Here is a 21,349-nt window from a genome sequence, read left to right as displayed (position 1 = left end):
CAGGCGCAGATCATTTACGGCGCCGGCATTCTTTGCCCTGCTTCATCAAAGACGTGCAGGCTATCATCGTGAAAGTTGATATCGACCAATTGGCCTTCTGGCATCATCGACAGGCCAGATTTCAGAATACACAGACCTGTCGCATCTTTATGGTCCAGCCCGATCAGTGTCTCAGAACCAAGAAATTCGCTTTCCGTTACTGTGCAACTGAGGCGACCCTTTCCCTTGGCGACGATATCGATGTCTTCAGCCCTGATCCCAACACTATGGCCCCCGCCAAAACCGCCAAGGGCTACTGACCCGATCAGCGCCATCGGGGGCGCGCCGACAAATTCGGCCACAAAGGTGTTATTAGGCTTGCTATAAAGATCCTCTGGCGCGCCGACCTGTTGAATATGGCCATCCTTCATCAACACAACGGTGTCGGCCATGCTCATCGCTTCGGTCTGGTCGTGAGTGACGTAAACCACGGTAATGCCAAGATCACGTTGCAGTTTTTTGATGTCTTTGCGGACAGAATTGCGAAGCTTGGCATCAAGGTTCGACAACGGTTCATCCATCAAGCACAAGCGTTGACCAGCGACAATTGCGCGGGCAAGTGCCACGCGTTGACGCTGACCGCCGGACAATTCGCCGGGTTTGCGGTCTTCATAGCCCAGAAGGCCGGTGATCTCTAACGCGCGGTGCAGTTTCTGCTGGCGTTCTGCCTTTGGCACGCGCCGCACCTTGAGGCCAAACACGACGTTTTCGGCAACCGACAGATGCGGGAACAAGGCATAAGATTGGAACACCATCGATAGGTTGCGGTCTGACGCGGCACTGGTGGTCACATCCTTGCCGTCGATCAGGATGTTCCCTTCGTCTGGTAGCTCTAATCCGGCCAGCAGACGCAGCGTCGTGGATTTGCCGCAGCCTGATGGGCCAAGAAGCGCTGTAAAGCTACCTTCGGGGATATCCAGCGATATACCTTCGACACCAAGCTGGCCATTCCAGCGTTTTGCCACGTCTTTGAGCACCACAAATGAGGGCGTTGTCATGTTGCTTCTCCTTCGGCCACAAGCAGCCTGTCTTCGATCTCGTTCAGCAATGGCGCAAATGCGGCACCCGGATGACGGTCAATGATGATTGTGTCAATCTCAGCAATATTGTCCCCAAGCGCCGGCGCTTGGCGCCCGAACTTTGACCAGTCGACCACCAAGAGGGACTTTTGCGCATTTGCGCGAATTTTCTGGGTCGCGCGAACCTCAGTCGTGTGGAATTCCAACAAGCCACCATCGTCGGCAATACCAGCAGCGCCAAACACGGCAAATTCTGCCCTGAAGCGTCCGAAGAAATCCAAGACCTCGTTCCCGAGAATATCACGATCCGGAAGGCGCAGCTCGCCGCCTGGCAAAATAATCCGATTGGACACCTCTTCGCTCAACACCATCGCGGCGCTCAGGTTATTTGTAATGATCGTCAGACCTTTGCGCCGGCGCAAGGACTGCGCCACGCTCAACGGTGTCGAACCAATCGAAATAAACACAGTTGCGCCGTCCGGGATCAGCCCAGCCGCGGTTTCACCGATTGCACGTTTGCCCAAAAGGTTCGTCCCGGCACGCTGGTCGAATGGCGTGTTTAGAAATTCTTCGCTCAGTTCAATGCGCCCATGCACGCGGTGAAGCATGTCACCTTCGCATAAGGCATCGACATCGCGCCTAATTGTTTGCATCGAAACATCGAAGCGTTCGGCAAGCGAACCAACAGTTACAGCGCCCTGTTCCAGAACAAAGGCGGTTATTGCTTCTCTCCGACTAGACTTCTTCGATGACATCCCGCCCCTCGTTCCTGCACAGCTTACGGTAGGCCCACAATAACAACAAAACAACATTTTTGTAAAACATTTGCGACATTATTATAGAAACCATTGGATTAATTTATCAAATATTCCGGAATATCTTACCATTTTTGGTTTTAAAGCGATTATAAAATGTTGTTTTGTTGTTTTTTCTTTCACTTTTGGTATTTTTCCTTAGGATAGGGTTAAGCCATAGACGCCACTCATTTTAGCGGGAACCACATGCAGACAACGCAGTCGATATTTAACCGCTATCAAGAAGTTTGTGGGCGATTCCCAAAGATAGTCGCCTGTACCGAGACGGTCGACATCAACTCATTGCTGGATATCACTGACGACATTGATGCATTCGTTTTCGATGCTTTTGGCGTCTTGAACGTAGGCGAAACCATGATTTCCGGGGCGGACCGTCGACTTGATCAGTTGCGGGAGCGCGGCTGTGCTATCCGCATTCTGACCAATGCAGCAAGTTACGATCGCAGCGGCGCCATTGCAAAGTTCAAGCGTCTGGGGCTCAGCGTCGCCGACGATGAAATCATAACCAGCCGTGAGGCTGCGCTCCTTCACCTGACGGATGGGCACTGGGGCGTCATAGCGGCCGATGCTGACAGGCTGAATGATCTTCCTGTGACCGCGACCCGCTTGGAAGATTCACCGGAAATTTACGATGCGGTTGACCATTTCCTGTTTTTGTCAACGGCTGAATGGACAACGCATCGTCAGGATCTGCTCATGGCTGCAATGCACCGCCGTCCCCGAAACTTGCTGATCGGCAATGCTGACCTCGCGGCACCTCGCGACAATGGCTTTTCGATTGAACCGGGACACTATGGTCATCTCATTGCGGACTTTTTTCCGGAATACGTTCGTTTCTTCGGCAAACCCTATCCCGAAGTCTACGATCTGATCGAAACTTCATTTTTTAAAGTGCCACCGCATCGCATTGCGATGTGCGGTGACACACTTCACACGGATATTCTGGGCGCGGCGGCACATGGATGGCGCACAGTTCTTGTCACCCAAGATGGCTTGTTCGCCGGGCATGACACCGGCGAATTTTCGAGGCTTTCCAACCTTTTTGCTGACTGGCGGCTCGACCGCATCTAACTATTAACCCCTTCTTGAGGTATCATACTCTCTATGGTGTGTCGCAATCTAACCGTCAAATAGGTCCTATTCTTGCACTAGGCAGAACAGCTGTCGCGCAGCGGCGACTGCGTCAAAGCGAAAAAAGCAGATTGGCAGCCCGATGGAGGTCCGCTAAGCAAAAAACGAATGTATGTTCGCGCCTGCGGCGAAAGTCTGCATCTCGCCCCCCCAGCCTAAGCTCAGCCCATCCTTGGTGAGGATTACGCTCTTGCAGCGAACGGCAAGAAAGTCCCGCCTAACCGCCGTTCACCTCAACCGCAGCGAACGTCCGAAACGTCCCGCTCAACTGCCGTTCGAGCCAATCGCCTTAAATGTCCGCTTTCCCCAAAAGTAGAAGTTCGGTTCATGTGTTAACCCGGCAGAGCAACAGTCGGTCAAAACCCTTGAATTTGCCTTGCTCCGCCAATACATTCAATTTTGCATCAAGAGAAAGGCTTCGGCCTTCGCCAACCTGCCAATCCCGGCAAGGTGGTCGCCCGAAAGGGGATGTGGCCGCTTAGGCAACGAATGGGTTGGCTTCATCTATCAGCGATCAGCTTGCCGGTCTCACAAAGGAGATCGAAAGATGAAACGTAGAGATTTCATGAAAACTGCAGCGGCTGTGACAGTCGCTTCATCTACTGTGCAGCGTCCAGCGCTGGCGGAACCCATTCTGGCCATAAATGCCGAACTGAAGGTGCGTGTCCTGCATCTGGAGCCGCATTCCCGGGGTGGCTACACACTCCTCAGCGATGGTGCGCTTGAGCCTCGCAAGTTGATCTTGCCTGAAGTGCTTGACAAGGCCTTTGGGAAAGGGTCGTTCCAGGCCCTTACCCAACCAGACCATTGGCGAATGATCGATGACGGGTGGTTTACAGATACCGACCTCTTCGACCCTTCCGAGACTGAGGGCAACGAGTACGATGTTTGGCATGCCAACTATAAACCAGAATGCGAGGCCCATGACCTACTGTTTGATCTGTTTCGAGATCGGTTAACGGGAGTTATCGGATATACCATCGCTGACCTGGGACTAGAGTTTGCTGAGCATCCGTGTACACCGCGCTTGGCGACCGTGAGGATTGTCGACAAGTACAAATTGGAAGCTCTTATTGCAGCCGTCGCAGCGCGGACAAAGTGGATTGTTTTCAATACCGAGCGAATAATTGAGGCGGTGTATCTATGACAGCTTTTGAGAAAGCCAAATTTATGCAAACGACAAAACAGTTGTTCCCTCTGGATCTATGGCACGGCACCTCCGCGCATCTCCTCGACTCAATTAAGGAGTTCGGTCTTGGGGGCGTGAATGTAGTTTTGCAGACAAAAGTTTTGGATTTTCTTGAAGAAGCAATCAAACTGGTGCGCTTTGACCCAGATGAATACACCGATCCGCGCCACGCAATACTTTCGATAATCAGGCATGCCGCGGATCAGCGTGTCACAGCAATGAATTGGCGGCATGGAGGCGTGTACGTGACCGGATCAAAGGAAAAAGCATCAAGTTACGCCTTTCGCGCACCGGAGTCTTTTGACTTTGCAAAACAGATCTTGAAAAACTCTGCTCCAGATGAAGTCGAGGTAATCCGAGATTTGCTCGGTTCGTATCGCGAGTTGTCAAATTTCATAGACAAGCCGGTTGCTCCAGTGTTGGTAAAAATTTCGCAGATTCCTTTGGAGTACATCCGCGCAGAACACGGTGGTTCAGCCCAAGAGCTTCACCAGTTTCTCAAAGCTTTGCCAAAGGAAATAATTAAACAACAGGCATTTGAGATGCAGACGGTAATCTCCTTCGATCAATTGGAGATATTCGAAGTTTCTGGAGATCCAGACACGCGTGAATTCAGCTATAGTCGATTATGAGCTTACTACTCGGTTGCGTGCGGCAATAACACTAACGGGCTTTGAAGCCCGCCTTTAGCAACATGTGAATGGTCGACTTGTCACCAAAGTGGGTGGTTAGGCAGGTGGACTCTAAGGAAAAGGTATACTGTTTTTTAAGATAATTCAGTGCATTACCGAGATTGAGCCGTGCCCTGTAGCGGCAACGAACACATTTGATCTTCAAGAAATCAGAAAAATTTTAGGCGATTTGTCTGGCGTGAGCGCCTATGTGTCCAAATAGAGTTATTTAATAAGAGTGATGCGGGTTTTGGTAGTTTGTTTGCCATTTGTGATCTTCCGTTTCCCAAACATAACGATGGACCCATTCAAATGGCGAGGCCCACCGCGCCGACGACTTGTCTGTCGGAAAGAACTGCACTTTTATATCGACTCTGCCTATGCTTGGCCAAGTTATAAGATCTGGATCATGACGCAGGAGGTTCCAATGGCTGACGGGTCGGAAAAGCAGACCAGAGTGACGTCCAGCCACTGGGGAGCGTTCGAGGTCGATGTCGAGAGTGGACGGATCGTCGCCACCCGCCCGTTTTCGCAGGATCCTCATCCGTCAGCGATTCCGGATATCCTGCCCGCAGCGGTCCATCACCATACTCGGGTTAAACGCCCGTCTATTCGCCGCGGCTGGATGGAGACACGGTGCCGCAAGGGACGTGGAACTGACGAATTCATTGCGCTGCCCTGGGATGAGGCGCTGGACATCGCAGCGACCGAGATCGATCGGGTACGCAGGGCCCACGGCAACGAAGCGATTTTTGGCGGCTCGTACGGCTGGGGCTCCGCCGGGCGCTTTCACCACGCACAAAGTCAGGTGCACCGTTTCCTAAACAGCATTGGCGGCTATGTCGCCTCGTTCGGAAGCTATTCCACCGGCTGTGCCCAGGCGATCATGCCCCACGTCTTCGGAGAGAATTTCCTGAAGATTCTCTACGAACACCAAGATAGCTGGCAGTCAATCTTCGACCATACCGAGACATTGGTCATGTTCGGCGGGATCAACCCGAAAAACTCCCAGGTCAGTATGGGCGGCATCACCGAACACGAAGCCGCGGGTTGGTTTGACAGGTTCGCCCGGAAGGGACTGCGCTGCATCAATATCGGCCCACAGCGCACGGACGCTCCGGCGGGGTGCGAATGGATGCCCCTGCGGCCCGCATCGGACACCGCACTGATGCTGGCGCTGGCCTATGTGCTCGAGGAAGAGGGCCTGACCGACCAGCAGTTCCTGGCTCGGTGCACCGTCGGCTTCAACCGCTTCTTGTACTATCTGATGGGCGAAGAGGACAGCCAGCCAAAGACGCCGGAATGGGCCAGCCCGCTGTGTGGGGTCGATGCAGAAGCCATTCGGGACCTGGCGCGGCGCATGGCGACGACCCGCACGCTGATCACGGTAGCCTGGTCGCTGCAGCGGGGCGAGCATGGAGAGCAGCCCTACTGGATGTCCGCCGTCCTTGCCTCGATGCTCGGTCAGATCGGCCTTCCCGGTGGCGGGGTAGGATATGGCTACGGGGCTATTGGCGGGGTGGGGAAATTCCTGACTGGGCTCAGCGGCATGACCTTGTCGCAGCTTCAGAATCCAGTTCGGACGGTGATCCCGGTGGCACGGATCGGGGACATGCTTCGCAATCCGGGGCAATCCTACGATTTCAACGGGAAATGCGGGCCATACCCGGATATCCGGCTGATCTACTGGGCGGGCGGCAACCCGTTCCACCATCATCAGGATCTGAATAGCTTGCACGAGGCCTGGCAAAAGCCCGAGACGATCATCGTCAACGAACCATGGTGGACAGCGACGGCCAAGCGCGCCGACATAGTGTTTCCGGCAACCACGCCCTACGAGCGCGAAGACATCGGTCGGACGAACCTTGATGACTATCTGTTCTACATGCCGCAACTGATCCCACCCGTGGGTGAGGCCCGCAACGACTATGCCATCTTTACGGGTCTTGCACGGCGCCTTGGCCAGGAGGAAGAGTTTACCGAAGGACGAAGCGCAGCGGAGTGGATTCGCAATCTTTATGACGGCTACCGGACCCTTGCCGGGGATCAGGGCGTGGACGTTCCCGATTTAGAGACGCTGAAGGAACGAAACTGGGTCCGCCTGCCGATCCGTTTGGACGGTCCGAACCGGACGCTGTTCGCCCTGTTCCGCGAAGATCCGGCAGGGGTTCCGCTCAAGACACCCTCGGGCAGGATCGAGATATTCTCCGAGACAATCGACAGTTTCGGATATGACGATTGCCCTGGACACCCGGTCTGGCTTCCACCAACGGAATGGCTGGGAAATGCGACGACGGCATCTCCTCTTCATCTTGTGTCGCCACAACCGGGTGACAAGCTGCACAGCCAGTTGGAAAGCGCGCTTGCGGATGTCGAGGGAGAGCGGCCAGTGGCGATCGTCATTCATCCCGATGACGCGTCGAAGCGTGGCATCCGGTCCGGTGATGTCGTGCGCGTCTTTAACGCGCGCGGCGCCTGCCGGGCACGCGCCGCAGTTTCTGGCGATATCCGGTCCGGCGTTGTGGCCCTGCCAACCGGAGCCTGGTTTGGGGATCCGGACGGCAACATTGATCCGCACGGAAATCCGAACGTCCTGACATTGGACGTCGGAACGTCGCGGCTGGGACAGGGATGCAGCGCGCATACCGCGCTAGTCGATGTGGTCAATCTTAAGATGTAGCGGTGTCTATGAGGGTCCGGCGCTCGAACATGAGAATGTCTCAGCGATGACAGCCAAGGGATTGTTCTGCTCGGGTTCCACTCACCCGAAGCAAACATTAAGATTTGAGGATCCGGTCTGGGCCAATCTCAACTCGCCAAACCGTGCCTCAAGTACGAAACAGGTTTTGGTTGATGCGGTCAGTTTGGGCTCATTTTGTTGATAAAGTCTTTGTTGCGGAGCGTTAGTTCCTATGATTCACTCGTTTTTGAAAGGAGAGGAGGGTTTAGCAATGATGGGGCCTCAATTAACACCGGCGCGATTGTTTTACGGATTTGATCTCGAAGCCCATGTCCCGGATGATCACACGCTACGCCAGATTGATTATTTCCTAGACGTGGAAGGCCTGCGCACGCAATTGCGCCCTTTTTACGTCATCTCGGTCGTCCTTCAGTCGACCCGGAACTCATTGTTCAGAGGCTGGTGATCAGTTAGGTCCTTGGTATCCGGTCGGAACGACGGCTGTGCGAAGAGGTCCACCTGAACCTTGCGTACCGCTGGCTCTGTCGGAGGGGCTGGACAGCAAAGTACCAGATCCGTCCTCACCACGCCCTGAACATTCGTCCGCAAGCGCCAGAAACCGTACACAAAAGTGGCCCATAAAATTGGGGCTGGACAGTTGAACAGCTGTCGGCTAGCGGGTCAATACTCGCGCGAAAACATGATGACGTGAACGATTTTCCGGTACTGATTTCAAGCATGTCGACCTACCGATCCATTGTTGCCAGTGTTTGGGGTTAGCCTCGTTGCGGCAAGAAAAGATGAAGCACGGTCCTCAGACACCTGCACATACCGACCCCTTCGAGAGTTTCGCATATTGTCGGCATCGTGGAGTACGGGGAGAGTGCTACCCATTTTCAAGTACTTTAACCCGAATGCGTATTGGGAATGCTTTTTCTTCTTTGGCTTTCTTGGGGGAGCGGGCGCGTGTTCTCATTGGAGAAGAATAGCTGAGCATTTCAGAAGTCGTGATCGCCGATCCAGACCCAATCAGACTGTTGCAATAACGCGGGGTCCGTATACGTCCACGCATGGCACCACCAAGCCATGACTTACAATGCCAATCGCGCTATGTGAGCAGATATCGTGTCTAAAAAACACTGGAATTGAATGTGGGGCCGGTCGGTCCAGCCATCCTTTTCGGCCCGGCACAAATCTCAAACACCTGTCGCTAGCGCACGCGTCATGACGTTTTTTAGCAGCTGCGAGACGTCGTTGTCGAAGTTGTTCCAAGGGAGACTCCCGCAGAAGGTGATGGATCCTGTGGAGAAAACGGATCCTCCGCCCGGGTAGTCGATAAGGACCATGTCTGCATGCATTGCGTCTTTTGCAGTGCCGCCTGATAGATTTGTCAGATGGGTCAATTGTTCTTCAGGCACCAGCATGAAGCCGTTGTCACGAGTCACCGACTGCGCCAGCAGGACCGTGTTTTGGGGTGTCCCAAGACTGTGATCCATATGATCGAGTTCGAACCCCGCAGCACCGTTCCCGGAAAACCCATAGTTACCGATCAGCGCGTCCTGAACGCCTTCAAAGACCCAATCATAAGCGGCGTCGGTACACACCCGGTGGTATGGGTCGCCAAAGAACTCACCTTGGGCCGCGAACCCGATCCCGACAAGATCTTGCGGGGGCCGCCCATTGCGACGCCACAGCCCTCCGTAGGTGCCGTCGAAGGCATTGTAGTATTCGCCCGGCTCTGCAGCCCAGGCGCGAATGCCGTCCTCGGCGCGGCGGATCTCAAGCATATCCTCGCTTTCGGGGTGCAGTGCGATGCGCCAATAGAACCCATTTCCGCCGAGATAAAGCAGATGGCCGCCGTCGTCGCGATAGTCGCGCAGTGCGTTCAGGGTTTTGCTGGTATGGTATTCGGGATGGGTGCCTGTGGTCACGGCGCAGTAGCCAGCAATTGCAGCCACGCCGTCGTCATGCAATTCCCTGTCGGTCACGATGTCGTAGTCGATCCCCTTGGCATGCAGCCACGCGATGAGGTGCATATCGGCGGGAAAGTGGCGCAGGCCGGAACATTTGGTTTCGCCGAACGTAAAATACCCCGGTTTGAGATTAAAAAGGGGCCGCTTGTGGGAGGCATGACAAATCCCCGACCCGTCGGCGTGGTAATTGTAGGTCGACAGGCCATACTCCGGGTGTTCGGCCGGGTTATAGGGATAGGCGTTCCAGTCGTTGATTTTGTCCAGCCATAAAGGCTTGTAGTCGGGCCGCGCGTGGTTGCCGTAGATGGCGTAGGTGAAGGTCGAGACCAGCACGCAGAGCTTTGCATTGGGCTTTCCCAACGGAGGGCAGACGAAGAACGGGATCGCGTCCTCAAGTCCTTCGCAACTGATGCGCATGACATAGACGCCAGACGGGATGTCATCGGGCAGGGTGTAGGAAAAGTCGGTGTCCCATCCAAAATCGTAGATGTCGTCCTGATGAAAATGGGCCGCCGCATAATGCGTTGGTTTGTGGGTCCAGTTCATTTCTGACCCGTCCCAAGCGGACCCTGTTACCGCACGAGCGGGATAGTTTATCAGCTTCAAGTCCGGCCCGGCCTGTGCGGGCACAACACAGCTTGAGATGTCCTTGGCCAAGTTCCAATGGCAAAACAACTGTCCGTCGACCGTGATCGTGGGGGCCTCAATCTTGCCGTTGAAATGTTGTGCTGGCGCCCCGTCGATCAGGTGCGCGGCAATTGTGGGCCGACCAGAGAGTGACAGATCGGCAGCGCCGTCATCTGTCGTGTCTTTTGCGGCGTCGACGCTGTGTCCGATCGGGCTTTGCGCGACGGTGATCGTGTCCTGGGTGATACTGGCTTGGATGTTATACCAGCGGCGCAGGATCATAGCTTGTCCCAATGTGACGGTGCGCCCATCGATCGCAAGGCTGATCGCGCCGTCTGTGTCGATCCTAAGATCGTAGCGTCCGATGCCTACAACGGTCTGCGGCTGTTCGCTGCGAAATGTCGGATAGATACGTGCCGTCAGGGTGACCTCGGATGCCGGGGTAGCCGTCACGCTGGTCTGTCCGATCCCGTAAGAGCCCGCGGCGAAGGGCCGATGCACTGATGGGTAGGTCGACTGCTTGAAATAAGGGGATGCGTCTTCTTCCACGATGCCCGGCCCCTCGGGATTGGGATCAGCGCTGATGGATCGCATCAAGCGGGCTTGGAATCGTTCCGAAGACGTAGACGACACCTTGAATTCAAGGGTGTCACCGGGCCGGGCAGAGAGGCGGTCAACATATCCCAGAAGCGGTATGTCTTTTGGTTGTTTCGCCATAGTGCCCGTCCTCTGAAATGGTTGCCATTCTATTACCCATTCGGTTTGCTATGGCAATGTGTCGGGGCACCGCATGTGTCTTGGGCGTTGACTGCGGCGCGAAAGTCGCGAATATTGTGTGAGACATAAGGATGCTAACGTGAACCGGATTAACCGCCTCACATGATCAGACCTTCACGGGATGGGACGTAATTTCAGTCTCGATCAACAGTACGCCGGACACGACCTTGTTTGGGTTGACATCACGCTAAGTGCAGTCGCAATAATAAATCAGACCGGGCCATCTGTCCGGGACCCAAAGGAAAACATCCCATGCATCTTGCCCGCTTTCCACGTGTCAAACTTGGCCATTTCCCGACACCACTGGAAAAACTCGACAATCTGACCAAAGCGCTCGGCGGACCTGACATCTACATTAAGCGCGACGATTGCACCGGGCTTGCCACGGGCGGAAATAAGACCCGCAAGCTAGAGTTTCTGGTGGCCGATGCGATGGCAAAAGGAGCCGATGCGCTTGTAACGCAGGGGGCGACCCAGTCCAATCACGTCCGCCAGACGGCGGCGGCGGCGCGCAAGGTTGGGATGACCTGTCACGCGCTGCTCGAACGCCGGGTCGAGAACGCCGGGGACAACTATGAGACCACGGGAAACGTCCTATTGGATGATATGCTCCGCTTGGAATATGCGTTTCGGCCCAACGGATCGGATATGAATACTGAGGCGATGGCGCTAGCAGACAGCCTGCGTGAAAAGGGCAAAAAGCCCTATTTCATTCCCGGCGGTGGCTCTAACCCTGTTGGCGCTTTGGGCTATGCTCAGGCGGCAGCCGAACTTGTCTATCAAGCCGACACGATTGGGCTGAAGATCGACAAGATCGTGCATGCGACCGGCAGTGCTGGAACGCAGGCGGGCCTTCTGGCGGGATTGCATGCTATCAGCGCACCCATCGATGTCATCGGGATTTCGGTCCGCGCCAAACGCGAGGCCCAAATTGCAAATGTGCACAGGCTGGCCGTGGCCACCGCTGACCTGATTGGCGTCAAAGCAGAGCTGCCCGTTGAGATGGTTGAAGCCTATGATGAATACGTGGGGCCGGGCTACGGTCAGCCGACGGATAGCATGGTCGATGCGATCTCGCTTCTGGCTGCTGAAGAGGCGATTATCCTTGATCCGGTTTACTCGGGCAAGGGCATGGCCGGTATGATCGGATTAATCCAGCAAGGCGTGCTGAAAAAGGGTGAAACGGTGGTGTTCATTCACACTGGTGGGTCGGCGGCACTTTTCGCATATGAGCACCTCTTTTCAAAACAGCGACGCGGATGACAAAGACCGCCCCCCTCGCCAGTATTCGACGTGAGGCAAGGGCTCCGCTGGTGCTAGTTCATGGCTATCTGGGAGGTGCTGCCCAGTGGGAGGCACAGCTGGACGCGCTGAGCCCCTACCTTGACGTCATTACCCCGGAATTGACCGGTTACGGGAGCAGCTGGGCGCGTGATGGACAGGATAGCATTGCAGGATTTGCCCAGCAGGTTCTGGCGGATCTGACTGAACAAGACATCGGCCGGTTTCATCTTCTGGGGCATTCTATGGGCGGTATGATCGTGCAGCAGATGGTGTCTATGGCCCCTGAGCGGGTCGACCGGTTGATCTGTTACGGCACTGGGCCACGGGGTATCTTGCCCGATCGGTTTGAAACGATAGAGGTGTCGCGTGCCCGTGTCCGCGCCGAGGGCGTGCCAGACACAGCACAGCGCATCGCGGCGACCTGGTTCGCCCAAGGCGATCAGGCCGCAGGCTATCCGATGTGTGTCCAGCTTGGCGAAAAGGTCAGCGAACAGACCGCACTTGGCGGGCTGACTGCGATGGAAAACTGGGATGGCCGGGCAGCCTTGGCGCACATCACGCAAAAGACGCTGGTAATCTGGGGGGATCGTGACCGATCCTACGGTTGGGCACAGCCCCAAGCGCTTTGGCGTGGCATCCCGGACAGCAGCCTATGCGTTCTACCCAGCTGTGCGCATGCCGCCCACCTTGAGGAACCCGCGCTGTTCAATCAGATCGTGGCGCGGTTCCTGAAAGAAGCCTACTGAGCGCTGAGTGACTTTTTTAAGACGCTTCGGTCAGCGCTTTTCCATCGGCTGAAAACCATCCCTTTCCCGGCACGGCAGCCAGCAATTCTGTTGTGTAGGGATGCTGCGGATTGGCGAAAAGCTCAGCCGTTGGTCCGATCTCTACCATCTCACCACTTTGCATCACTGCAATCCTGTCGCAGACCTGCGCTGCAACGCGCAGATCGTGGGTGATAAAGATCATCGACAGGTTCATGCGGTCGCGGATTTCGTCCAGAAGATCGAGGATTTGCGCCTGTATGGAAACGTCCAGCGCCGATACCGGCTCATCCGCGACCAAAATCTCCGGTTCTAGCGCAAGTGCCCGGGCAATGCCGATGCGTTGCCGCTGACCACCTGAAAACTCATGCGGGAAGCGGTCGTAAGCCCGGCCGTCTAACCCGACGATCCGTAGCAACTCCAGCGCTTTTTCGCGGGCCTCGCTGCGGCTGGCACCATACATCTCGGGCCCTTGCGCGATAATCCGCCCGACCTTTGAGCGGGGATTGAGCGAGGCAAAGGGGTCCTGAAATACCATCTGAATTTTGGCACGATGCGGGCGCATAGCGGCTCGGCCCAAGGGGCGCAAATCGGTGTCACCCAAAAGGATTTCCCCGGCCTCTGCATCGTTTAGACGGACAATGCATCGCGCGACCGTGGATTTTCCTGACCCAGATTCGCCGACGATCCCAAGCGTTTCGCCCCGGGTCAGATCAAGCGTCACTTCCTTGGCCGCGTGAACCACGCGCACCTTGCCGCCAAATAGCCCACCGCCGCCACGATAGGTCTTGGTCAGCGCATTAACGCGTAGAACCTTTTCTTCGGCGCGGGGCCGCGCGGCCCGTGGGATCAGTGACGGCACCGCCGCCATGAGGGCTTGGGTATATGGGTGGCTCGGTCTACGCAGGACTTCTTCGGTCGGGCCGGTTTCGACCACGAGCCCATTCTGCATCACGGCCACACGGTCAGCAATATCAGCGACGACCCCGAAATCGTGGGTGATGAAGACAACGCCTGTACCGTGGGTTTCCTGCATCTGCTTGATCAACCGCAGGACCTGCGCCTGCGTGGTCACGTCGAGCGCTGTGGTCGGTTCATCCGCGATCAGGATTTTAGGGTCAAGTGCTAAGGCCATTGCGATCATTGCGCGCTGGCGTTGCCCACCCGACAACTGGTGCGGATAGGCGCCAAGGGCTTGTTCGGGGTCTGGCAGTTGCACGTCCTGCAACAGTTTAAGTGCCCGGCTGCGACGTTCATGGCCAGGCATTTTTTCGTGGAAACGGAAGACTTCGTCGATCTGCCCGCCAATGGTCATAACAGGGTTCAAGGCGGTCATCGGCTCTTGAAAGATCATCGAAATTTCAGACCCACGGATTTGCCGCAGACGGGCCTCGCTGGCGGCGGCAAGGTCTTCGCCCTGAAAGTTGACCTGACCCTTGGCGATGTGCACATGCGGTTTTGGCAGCAGACCCATGATGGCGCGGGCTGTCAGGGATTTGCCTGATCCGGACTCGCCTACCACGCAAAGGATTTCGTTGGCGTCCAGATGCAGGTTCGCAGACTCAACCGCGTATTGCCGCTGACCCCCGGCGGGCAGGCCGACGTGCAAGTCTTTGATGTCAAGAAGGCGGGTCATGATCTATCCCTCAGGCGGGGGTTTAAGGCGTCGTTCAAGCCTTCTCCCACAAGGTTGATGGCCAACACCGTCAGCAAGATGGCGATACCCGGGAAGGTGCACACCCACCAGGCTGAGCGTAGCAATGTCCGTCCGGCACCGATCTGGAATCCCCAGCTCATGATGTTTGGATCACCCAGACCAAGGAAAGCCAACCCACTTTCGATTAAGATCGCAGTGGCAACCATAAGAGAGCCGATCACGATGATCGGAGACAAGCAGTTGGGCAGGATTTCCCCCAGCATGATGCGCACGTCGCCCATGCCAAGCGTATGGCAGGCTAGTACAAATTCGCGGTTTCTAAGGCTCAGAAACTCTCCGCGCACCAAACGTGCGACGGCTGGCCATGAGACGACAGCAATCGCGATGACGATACTTTCGATTGAGGGCTTCATGATCGCGACCAGCAAGATCGCGAACAGGAAGGAAGGGATCGTCTGGAACATCTCGGTCGTGCGCATCAACAGGTTGTCGACGATGCCGCCGTAATAGCCCGCAAGGGCGCCCATGATGACACCGATGAACACGGCCACCAGCGTGGCTAGCAAGCCGATCAGCAAAGACGTCTTAGCTCCGTGCGCAATCCCAGCCGCAACGTCCCGGCCAAGTGAGTCGCTGCCCAAAAGGAATCCGTTCTCGCCCGGCGGTGACATGGATTGACCTGCCAAGCTAAAGGGATCGGCCGGAAAAAAGAGCGGCGCCGAGATCGCCATCAGGAAAATAAGGATCAAGATGATCATCCCCATGACGGCCGAGCGGTTGCGGGCGAAAAGTCTCCAAAATGCCATGGGTCAGGCCATCTCAATGCGGGGGTCGAGGGTGGAATAGATAATGTCCACGACCAGATTGACTGCCACGACGAGTACGGCGGACAGCAGGAAAATACCCAAAAGCAGGTTCAGATCACGGGCGAAAAGCGCCTCAAACGCGAGCATCCCAAGACCGGGCCATGCAAAGACCGATTCCACGATCACCGAGCCTCCGATCAGTGCGCCCACCTGCACGCCCGCCATGGTGACGACCGGCAACAGCGCGTTGCGCAAGACGTGAACAAAGACGATGCGCCGCTCTGTCAGGCCTTTAGCGCGGGCTGTGGTGACATAGTCTTGTCCCGCCTGTTCCAGCATCGAAGCACGCATCAACCGCGTGTATAGGGCAAGATAAAACAGCGACAGCGTAATGGTCGGCAGGACGAGGTGATGGGCGATGTCCACGACCCTGTCCCAGCCTTCATAGAACATTGCGAAATCCTCCATGCCTGACGTTGGGAACCACCCAAGGTTCAACGAGAACACGACGATCAGCATTAACCCGACCCAGAACAGGGGGGTCGCGTAGGTGATCAGCGCGAAGATCGAGATCGCAGTGTCCCGCCAGGTGTTCAGGCCAGAGGCCGCAACGAGGCCAAGAACGATACCCAACCCGACGGCCAGAAAGATTGTTGACGTCATCAAAAGTAAAGTCGGAATGAAGCGGTCAAACACAAGTTGGCTGACCGGCATATCGTGGCGGAAGGAATAACCGAGATCGAGGGTCACAACATTCTTGAGGTAGACGCCCAGCTGCACGATCAACGGCTTATCCAGACCGAACTTTTCGCGCAACTCAGCCATATACTCTGGCGTTGCAGAACCCGCCTCGCCGGCGAGCACATCAACCGCGTCGCCTTCGGCCAGTTGTAACAGGAAAAAGTTGAGCACAACGATGGCAAGAACAATTGGAACAGCCTGAATGAGACGCTTCAGCACATATCTTGCGCGACGCTTTGAACCCTCCATGACGTGTTGACCCCTTTAATAGTTGGCACCGGCCAGTTTCTGACCGGTGCCTTTTTCAGACTGCGTTTTGAAGTGACAGTGTCACTCGGTGATCGAGGCGTTCTCGAACGGGCCGTAAGCCCCCATCGCAGATGTCGCATGGTCTGCCAGCTTGTCGTTGTAGACAGTCAGGAATTCCATCTCGAACAGGTTTGCCACTGGCATGTCGGTTGCCAAGATCTCTTGGATCTCGCCATAGATTTCTGCCCTTTTTGTAGCGTCGGGTTCTTGCGCACCAGCAGCCAGCAGTGCGTCAAGCTCTGGGTTGGAATACCGCGATGAGTTCACAAAGTGTGTGCCCTGACGGATCTGGTCCGTGCCATAGTGACGGTGAACTCCCAGCACCGGATCGGGCAGCTGGTAGAAGTAGTTCACGTTCATCTCGAAGTCGTATTCAGCGTAGATACGGTTCAGCCAAGTGGGCACGTCTTCGTAACGTAGCTCAACTTCGATCCCTAGCGGTTTCATCGCCTGCTTCATGTACTCACCAGCCCGGCGCCAGTCTTCGCCGTAAGGGATCAGGTCAAGCGTGATACTTGCGCGAACGCCGTCAGCATCTGGCATGATCCCGGCATCGTCGAGTTCTTTGATCGCCGCTTCCAAGTCACCTGTCGCAGGATAGTTCGGCAATCCGGACCTATAGAGACCGACCTTGTCAAAGTTCGAAGACAGTGCCGAAGTGGCGGGTTTCCCGTAACCAAACCAGATGTTGTCGATCAGGAACTGACGGTCCATGACCAGTGACACCGCCCGACGCATGGCTGGATTGTCAAAGGGTGGTTTGGTGGTGTTGAACTCGATCAACGCCATCGGGTTGATCATCGCATAACCATCAGTCGTGACCGAAAAGCCGTCCATTTCGCGCAAACGGACTGCGTCAATGTTGGGGATAGCACCGTAGGCACCGTACATCACTTCGCCGTTTTCCATGGCAGCAGTACGTGTCGAGGCATCCGGTATGAAACGTCCGACGATGCGATCAAGCAGCGGCAGCCCAGGCTTCCAGTAGTTTTCGTTCTTATCAAGACGGATGTACTGGCCCTTTCTCCATTCTACGAATCTGAAAGGTCCGGTTCCAACTGGATTTGTGGCCAGATCAGAATTGCGCGGATCCTGTCCTTCCAAAAGATGCTTTGGCACCATTGGGCTTTCATAGACCGACAGCGCCCGCAGCATGTAAGGAGCCGGATTTTCAAGATTGAATACGGCGGTATAATCGTCCGGAGTATCGATTGATGTCACTTCGCGGAATGAATTTGGCCCACGTGGGTGCACCTGCTTTAGAACATCCATGACGGTAAAGGCAACGTCAGCCGACGTGAAAGGTGCGCCATCGTGCCAAACGACACCTTGACGCAGCTTGAATGTGACGGTCTTGCCGTCTTCGCTGACCTCATAGCTTTCGGCGAGGGATGGCACGATCTGCAGATCGGTGTCGTAGTCAAACAGACCATCATATATCTTTGGAGCAACGAGACCGATGGGCCCTGAGGTTGACAGAAATGACGCCAGTGAAGGCGGTTCTGGCTGTACCAGATAAACGAGATTTCCGCCAGAGTTCTGGGCAATTGCGGTAATGGGCGAGAGGGCGAGCCCAATCGCCCAGGTCGCGCCCATGAGTAGAGCCTTAAAATTCATTCATTTTACTCCCTGTTTGCATTCGTCCTTGAGTCGGTATCGAATTGCTTTTCTACCGTCAAACGAGTCTGGTATGGTCCCGACGTCATTGACCTTTTTCGACGGTTTAGAATCAACCGAAAGGTTAACACTCGGATAATATTGCAGCAATGTTTGGCTAATTGCCACTTTTTTAGCCAAAATCGCGATGTCTGTAGGTAAAAGCGCCCTTCCACGAGTCTGAAGCCAGCGCAATTGGGTCTTATTAGCGTGATACAGAAAGACAATGTTCGTCGCGCTTCATGCGACGGCCGGCTTTTGCACTTTACCTCCTCCATCAAAAACCCGCGTAGCGCTCTTTGCTGACAGCGGAGAGCCTGCGCAATTCCGCAACGGAGCTTATTCTGGAAGATAGGCGCAGCTTTAACTCTCAGGCATGGTGGCTTGGGGTCTTTCTGGGCCTTGCAATCATGCTTGTGGTTCTGGCGATTAATTTTGTCGGTGGCGGGCTCAGGTATGCGCCGGACGTGCGTGAAGCGGATGCCTGATCAGGCGGTGTCAATCAGGTTCTTCGCCATCATCATATGGACTCCCTTTTCGTGATTGACCGTCTGGGTGATGCGCAAATCCCCAGCGAGGCTGCACAGCATATAAGCGTCCTCGCGGCTTATACCCGCCTGCTGAGATACCAGTTTGATCATGTCGCGCAGTGCCATCTCAACGCAGCGATCAAGGTCAGGGGCCATGCCCATCGTGATGTAATGCGTCGGGGTTTCAGCCTGAGGGTAAGTCAGGTCGCAATCTTTCAAGACCGTTAGACGAAAGCGTCCCTGAAGTGCGGTTTCAATGGCCGTGACGCAAACCTCGCCATCGCCTTGGACGCCGTGGCCGTCGCCGCAAGAAAACAGCGCGCCTTCGGCAAACACGGGCAGATAAAGCGTCGTGCCCGCCACCAGTTCCTTATTGTCGATGTTGCCGCCATTTACCCGTGGCTCAATCGTCGAAATCCGCCCCCAAGCGGGCGGCGGGGCAACGCCCATGACACCAAAGAATGGGTTCAAGTCCAGCTCAAGCCCCCAAGGCAGCGTGCCAACCCCGCGGTCTGCATCAAGCGGAATGATGGTGTGATGCGGTTCAGGAAAATCCTGGGGTAGGGTGCCCGCAAGAGGTCGGATAAGGTTGAAGCCCCAGTCCTGACGTAACGCAACGTCCAGAATATCGACCTGCAGTACGTCGCCGGGCATCGCACCCGCAATGGCAACCGGTCCGGTCAGAAGATGCCCTGGAATGGTAGGCACACCTGCTGCATGCATTTCCAGTAGTTCAGGGGGCACATGAAATCCAGCGCCTGGCAGGTTTTGAGGCCCGCCAGAGATGCTATCGATTGTGATCTTGTCGCCACTTTCGATTGTGAGTGTTGGCGGAAGTGCTGCGTCGAAAAAGCCCCAGTGGCAGGTCTCGGTCGATGCTTTTAGAACCACACTCATCGCGTTGTCAGTCTTTGATCTGCAAGTCGTTCTTTGCTCAGCATTTTGAGGCCCCTCCACATCGTAAACATGTCCAATCACTTTGAGTGGTTCAGCCATTCATGTGAAGCGCTGACCTTTCCGGCAAGAAAGGCTTAGCACAGGCACCGCGACGAACCAAAGATTTAACATATTCCGGCACCCGCTTGACCAATCGGCCCCAGGCCACCCAACCCCGGGAGAACTCGCGAGCTACTGTCAGAAGAAACTTGGTTGAGCAGGGCATGGAGGTTGGCAAGAGTTTATAAGCTCCCGAACTATTGTCGGTGAGAGACTAATTCTCACTTTACGAATACAAAAAATCACGAATGGGTGGTGTGGCGACAGGGTGCAAACCGCTGCTACCCCACCACAAATAGTCCGATCACATTTGTGGATGTCACATCAATTATTACTGTGTTGTGAGAAAAATTCGAATCGTTTTCAATAAGTTACTGATTCTAGACAAAATTCAGCCCTATATTTATTGCATTTATTGCGTTTATTGCATATATTACATGTAAGAATATGGGGAATTAATGATGGCATTGCTTCAAGCATCAATATTTGGAGATCGCTTACCCACTCAGGTTGAGCAAGACGACGCAACGCGACTAAAGCGCATTATGGACATAACGCGTGGGCGTGGCGGTGGGTACAGATTTTGTTTTTCTGCTCTAGATACCAAAGAGCCACAAGAAGTTCATATTGATGTTGCCCTAGGTGACGCACTTCGAGCTTTTCTCGAAATTGTGTCAAGGGGGCAGTCAGTGCAAATAGTGCCTATTGAAGCGGAGCTTTCGACTAAGCAGGCTGCGGCAATACTTAATGTCAGTAGACCATTCTTGATCAAGCTCTTGGAAGCTCAGGAAATTGCTTACCGTCTGGTTGGGCGGCACAGGCGAGTAAAAGCTGCTGACCTATTTGAATACAAACAGAAACAAGATTCCTCTCGAAATGAAATTCTTTGCCAGATGCTCGCTGATGACGAACAGGAAGATCAGATTTGAGCAACCCTTACTCCGTCGTTCTAGATGCGGACGTACTAGCGAAAGGACTGCATAGAAACATTCTGCTAAATCTAGCTGCTGCAGAGTGTTTTAAACCAATTTGGTCCGACACAATTTTAACGGAAACTGAAACTGAAACTGAAACAGCGATAGCAAAGCTTGGCGGTGATGGGTCGAAACGACGTGGTCAACTTGAGCGCGCATTTCCAAGTGCTATGGCAGAAAGTGGATACATCCATTTAGTGAGAAAAATTCAGCTAGTAGACGAAAATGACCGTCACGTAGTTGCTGTTGCATTGCAGGAAAGTGCTGACGCGATCTGTTCTGACAACAAGCGCGATTTCGGACTCAGTACCGTAGACGTTTTCACGTCCGATGAGTTCATAACGAACACCATTGATCTCGCTACCGTCCAATCCCTTGAGGCTCTTGCGCAAATGAGACGCTCAATGACAAGCGTGTCGGATGGCTCTGAGTTTCTAGAACTGATGAAATCTCGTGGCCTAAACGAGGCGGGGGATTACCTATCGAAATATTCCGACAGGCTTTAGACTTAAAAATCGTAGAGGTGGGTGTGAAGGTGGACATGAAATGTTCAAATTCGCGTAACTATTTGATATTAAATAATAAATTATGGAGAATTGGTGCCCAGAAGAGGACTCGAACCTCCACGTCCATACGGACACTAGCACCTGAAGCTAGCGCGTCTACCATTCCGCCACCTGGGCAGGTGTCGTGACGTCGCGATGTAAAGGC

At 54.8% G+C, this 21,349-nt stretch carries 17 protein-coding genes, 1 tRNA gene, 1 pseudogene and 1 riboswitch; of the genes and pseudogenes, 10 read left to right on the top strand and 9 right to left on the bottom strand.

From position 1 onward, the window contains the following. Positions 1-14: 14 nt before the first annotated feature. Positions 15-1,037, bottom strand: a complete 1,023-nt coding sequence (locus MWU63_RS10505; protein ID WP_247077810.1) for an ABC transporter ATP-binding protein — start codon at positions 1,035-1,037, stop codon at positions 15-17. Continuing rightward, a complete protein-coding gene (locus MWU63_RS10500) occupies positions 1,034-1,813 on the bottom strand; it encodes a DeoR/GlpR family DNA-binding transcription regulator (RefSeq protein ID WP_247077809.1) in 780 nt (259 codons plus the stop codon). Before MWU63_RS10500 ends, MWU63_RS10505 begins: the two co-directional genes overlap by 4 nt. 246 nt (positions 1,814-2,059) lie before the next feature. Between MWU63_RS10500 and MWU63_RS10495 the strand changes: the two genes are divergently transcribed. From MWU63_RS10495 to MWU63_RS10475, 5 genes and pseudogenes are all read left to right on the top strand, one after another. Next, a complete protein-coding gene (locus MWU63_RS10495) occupies positions 2,060-2,944 on the top strand; it encodes an HAD hydrolase-like protein (protein WP_247077807.1) in 885 nt (294 codons plus the stop codon). A 456-nt stretch (positions 2,945-3,400) separates the two neighbouring features. Beyond that, positions 3,401-3,504, top strand: a riboswitch (SAM-I-IV-variant riboswitch). Between the two features lie 47 nt (positions 3,505-3,551). Beyond that, complete coding sequence (locus tag MWU63_RS10490) at positions 3,552-4,151, top strand: twin-arginine translocation signal domain-containing protein (RefSeq protein ID WP_213889498.1); 600 nt, start codon at positions 3,552-3,554, stop codon at positions 4,149-4,151. Then, complete coding sequence (locus MWU63_RS10485) at positions 4,148-4,825, top strand: hypothetical protein (protein ID WP_213889497.1); 678 nt, start codon at positions 4,148-4,150, stop codon at positions 4,823-4,825. The genes MWU63_RS10490 and MWU63_RS10485 overlap by 4 nt, the downstream gene beginning before the upstream one ends. Positions 4,826-5,291: 466 nt before the next feature. Then, positions 5,292-7,544 carry a molybdopterin-dependent oxidoreductase gene (locus MWU63_RS10480; RefSeq protein ID WP_213889496.1) on the top strand — a complete coding sequence of 751 codons (2,253 nt, stop codon included), beginning with the start codon at positions 5,292-5,294 and terminating at the stop codon, positions 7,542-7,544. A 271-nt stretch (positions 7,545-7,815) separates the two neighbouring features. Continuing rightward, positions 7,816-8,119, top strand: a pseudogene (locus MWU63_RS10475) (transposase); the annotation flags it as partial. A gap of 621 nt (positions 8,120-8,740) precedes the next feature. Here the strand turns inward: MWU63_RS10475 and MWU63_RS10470 are convergent. Beyond that, positions 8,741-10,861 carry a N,N-dimethylformamidase beta subunit family domain-containing protein gene (locus MWU63_RS10470; RefSeq protein WP_213889493.1) on the bottom strand — a complete coding sequence of 707 codons (2,121 nt, stop codon included), beginning with the start codon at positions 10,859-10,861 and terminating at the stop codon, positions 8,741-8,743. Positions 10,862-11,173: 312 nt separating this feature from the next. Here MWU63_RS10470 and MWU63_RS10465 point away from each other — a divergent pair, with 312 nt between their 5' ends. Next, positions 11,174-12,184, top strand: a complete 1,011-nt coding sequence (locus tag MWU63_RS10465) for a D-cysteine desulfhydrase (protein ID WP_213889491.1) — start codon at positions 11,174-11,176, stop codon at positions 12,182-12,184. Next, on the top strand, positions 12,181-12,951 hold the full coding sequence (locus MWU63_RS10460) for an alpha/beta hydrolase (protein ID WP_213889489.1): 771 nt from the start codon (positions 12,181-12,183) through the stop codon (positions 12,949-12,951). Before MWU63_RS10465 ends, MWU63_RS10460 begins: the two co-directional genes overlap by 4 nt. 16 nt (positions 12,952-12,967) lie before the next feature. Here the strand turns inward: MWU63_RS10460 and MWU63_RS10455 are convergent, their stop codons facing one another. The 4 genes from MWU63_RS10455 to MWU63_RS10440 all read right to left on the bottom strand — a co-directional run bounded on the left by MWU63_RS10455 (position 12,968) and on the right by MWU63_RS10440 (position 18,099). Further along, entirely contained in the window at positions 12,968-14,605 is a 1,638-nt protein-coding gene (locus tag MWU63_RS10455; protein ID WP_213889487.1) for an ABC transporter ATP-binding protein, read from the bottom strand. Continuing rightward, a complete protein-coding gene (locus tag MWU63_RS10450) occupies positions 14,602-15,432 on the bottom strand; it encodes an ABC transporter permease (RefSeq protein ID WP_213889486.1) in 831 nt (276 codons plus the stop codon). The genes MWU63_RS10455 and MWU63_RS10450 overlap by 4 nt, the downstream gene beginning before the upstream one ends. Before the next feature lie 3 nt (positions 15,433-15,435). Beyond that, positions 15,436-16,422 (bottom strand): ABC transporter permease, encoded by a 987-nt coding sequence (locus MWU63_RS10445; RefSeq protein WP_213889485.1) that lies wholly within the window; start codon positions 16,420-16,422, stop codon positions 15,436-15,438. An 81-nt stretch (positions 16,423-16,503) separates the two neighbouring features. Further along, the gene (locus tag MWU63_RS10440) at positions 16,504-18,099 is read right to left on the bottom strand and encodes an ABC transporter substrate-binding protein (RefSeq protein WP_213889480.1); all 1,596 of its coding nucleotides are present in this window, start codon (positions 18,097-18,099) and stop codon (positions 16,504-16,506) included. 338 nt (positions 18,100-18,437) lie between these two features. Here MWU63_RS10440 and MWU63_RS10435 point away from each other — a divergent pair, with 338 nt between their 5' ends. Further along, the gene (locus MWU63_RS10435; RefSeq protein WP_213889475.1) at positions 18,438-18,626 is read left to right on the top strand and encodes a hypothetical protein; all 189 of its coding nucleotides are present in this window, start codon (positions 18,438-18,440) and stop codon (positions 18,624-18,626) included. Here MWU63_RS10435 and MWU63_RS10430 read toward each other — a convergent pair whose 3' ends face one another. After that, entirely contained in the window at positions 18,627-19,664 is a 1,038-nt protein-coding gene (locus MWU63_RS10430; protein WP_246531717.1) for an acetamidase/formamidase family protein, read from the bottom strand. It lies immediately after the preceding gene. Positions 19,665-20,122: 458 nt separating this feature from the next. On the opposite strand from MWU63_RS10430, the gene MWU63_RS10425 reads away from it, so the two are divergent. Together MWU63_RS10425 and MWU63_RS10420 are read left to right on the top strand one after the other, a co-directional pair. Beyond that, positions 20,123-20,593 carry a helix-turn-helix domain-containing protein gene (locus MWU63_RS10425; RefSeq protein WP_246531716.1) on the top strand — a complete coding sequence of 157 codons (471 nt, stop codon included), beginning with the start codon at positions 20,123-20,125 and terminating at the stop codon, positions 20,591-20,593. Further along, the gene (locus MWU63_RS10420) at positions 20,590-21,144 is read left to right on the top strand and encodes a PIN domain-containing protein (RefSeq protein ID WP_213889474.1); all 555 of its coding nucleotides are present in this window, start codon (positions 20,590-20,592) and stop codon (positions 21,142-21,144) included. The genes MWU63_RS10425 and MWU63_RS10420 overlap by 4 nt, the downstream gene beginning before the upstream one ends. Before the next feature lie 91 nt (positions 21,145-21,235). Here MWU63_RS10420 and MWU63_RS10415 read toward each other — a convergent pair. Further along, positions 21,236-21,321 (bottom strand) — tRNA-Leu (locus MWU63_RS10415). Positions 21,322-21,349: the final 28 nt, after the last annotated feature.

The sequence above is a fragment of the Pseudohalocynthiibacter sp. F2068 genome (genome assembly GCF_023015645.1).
Classification (GTDB): Bacteria; Pseudomonadota; Alphaproteobacteria; order Rhodobacterales; family Rhodobacteraceae; genus Pseudohalocynthiibacter; species Pseudohalocynthiibacter aestuariivivens.
The sequence above is the reverse complement of the archived record's forward strand: the minus strand, read 5'-3'. Positions and strand labels throughout refer to the sequence as shown.

Coding starts and splice junctions, on each gene's coding strand:
- MWU63_RS10505 (WP_247077810.1), bottom strand. CDS start 1,037: ATGACAACGCCCTCATTTGTGGTGCTCAAAGACGTGGCAAAACGCTGG.
- MWU63_RS10500 (WP_247077809.1), bottom strand. CDS start 1,813: ATGTCATCGAAGAAGTCTAGTCGGAGAGAAGCAATAACCGCCTTTGTT.
- MWU63_RS10495 (WP_247077807.1), top strand. CDS start 2,060: ATGCAGACAACGCAGTCGATATTTAACCGCTATCAAGAAGTTTGTGGG.
- MWU63_RS10490 (WP_213889498.1), top strand. CDS start 3,552: ATGAAACGTAGAGATTTCATGAAAACTGCAGCGGCTGTGACAGTCGCT.
- MWU63_RS10485 (WP_213889497.1), top strand. CDS start 4,148: ATGACAGCTTTTGAGAAAGCCAAATTTATGCAAACGACAAAACAGTTG.
- MWU63_RS10480 (WP_213889496.1), top strand. CDS start 5,292: ATGGCTGACGGGTCGGAAAAGCAGACCAGAGTGACGTCCAGCCACTGG.
- MWU63_RS10470 (WP_213889493.1), bottom strand. CDS start 10,861: ATGGCGAAACAACCAAAAGACATACCGCTTCTGGGATATGTTGACCGC.
- MWU63_RS10465 (WP_213889491.1), top strand. CDS start 11,174: ATGCATCTTGCCCGCTTTCCACGTGTCAAACTTGGCCATTTCCCGACA.
- MWU63_RS10460 (WP_213889489.1), top strand. CDS start 12,181: ATGACAAAGACCGCCCCCCTCGCCAGTATTCGACGTGAGGCAAGGGCT.
- MWU63_RS10455 (WP_213889487.1), bottom strand. CDS start 14,605: ATGACCCGCCTTCTTGACATCAAAGACTTGCACGTCGGCCTGCCCGCC.
- MWU63_RS10450 (WP_213889486.1), bottom strand. CDS start 15,432: ATGGCATTTTGGAGACTTTTCGCCCGCAACCGCTCGGCCGTCATGGGG.
- MWU63_RS10445 (WP_213889485.1), bottom strand. CDS start 16,422: ATGGAGGGTTCAAAGCGTCGCGCAAGATATGTGCTGAAGCGTCTCATT.
- MWU63_RS10440 (WP_213889480.1), bottom strand. CDS start 18,099: ATGAATTTTAAGGCTCTACTCATGGGCGCGACCTGGGCGATTGGGCTC.
- MWU63_RS10430 (WP_246531717.1), bottom strand. CDS start 19,664: ATGGCTGAACCACTCAAAGTGATTGGACATGTTTACGATGTGGAGGGG.
- MWU63_RS10425 (WP_246531716.1), top strand. CDS start 20,123: ATGATGGCATTGCTTCAAGCATCAATATTTGGAGATCGCTTACCCACT.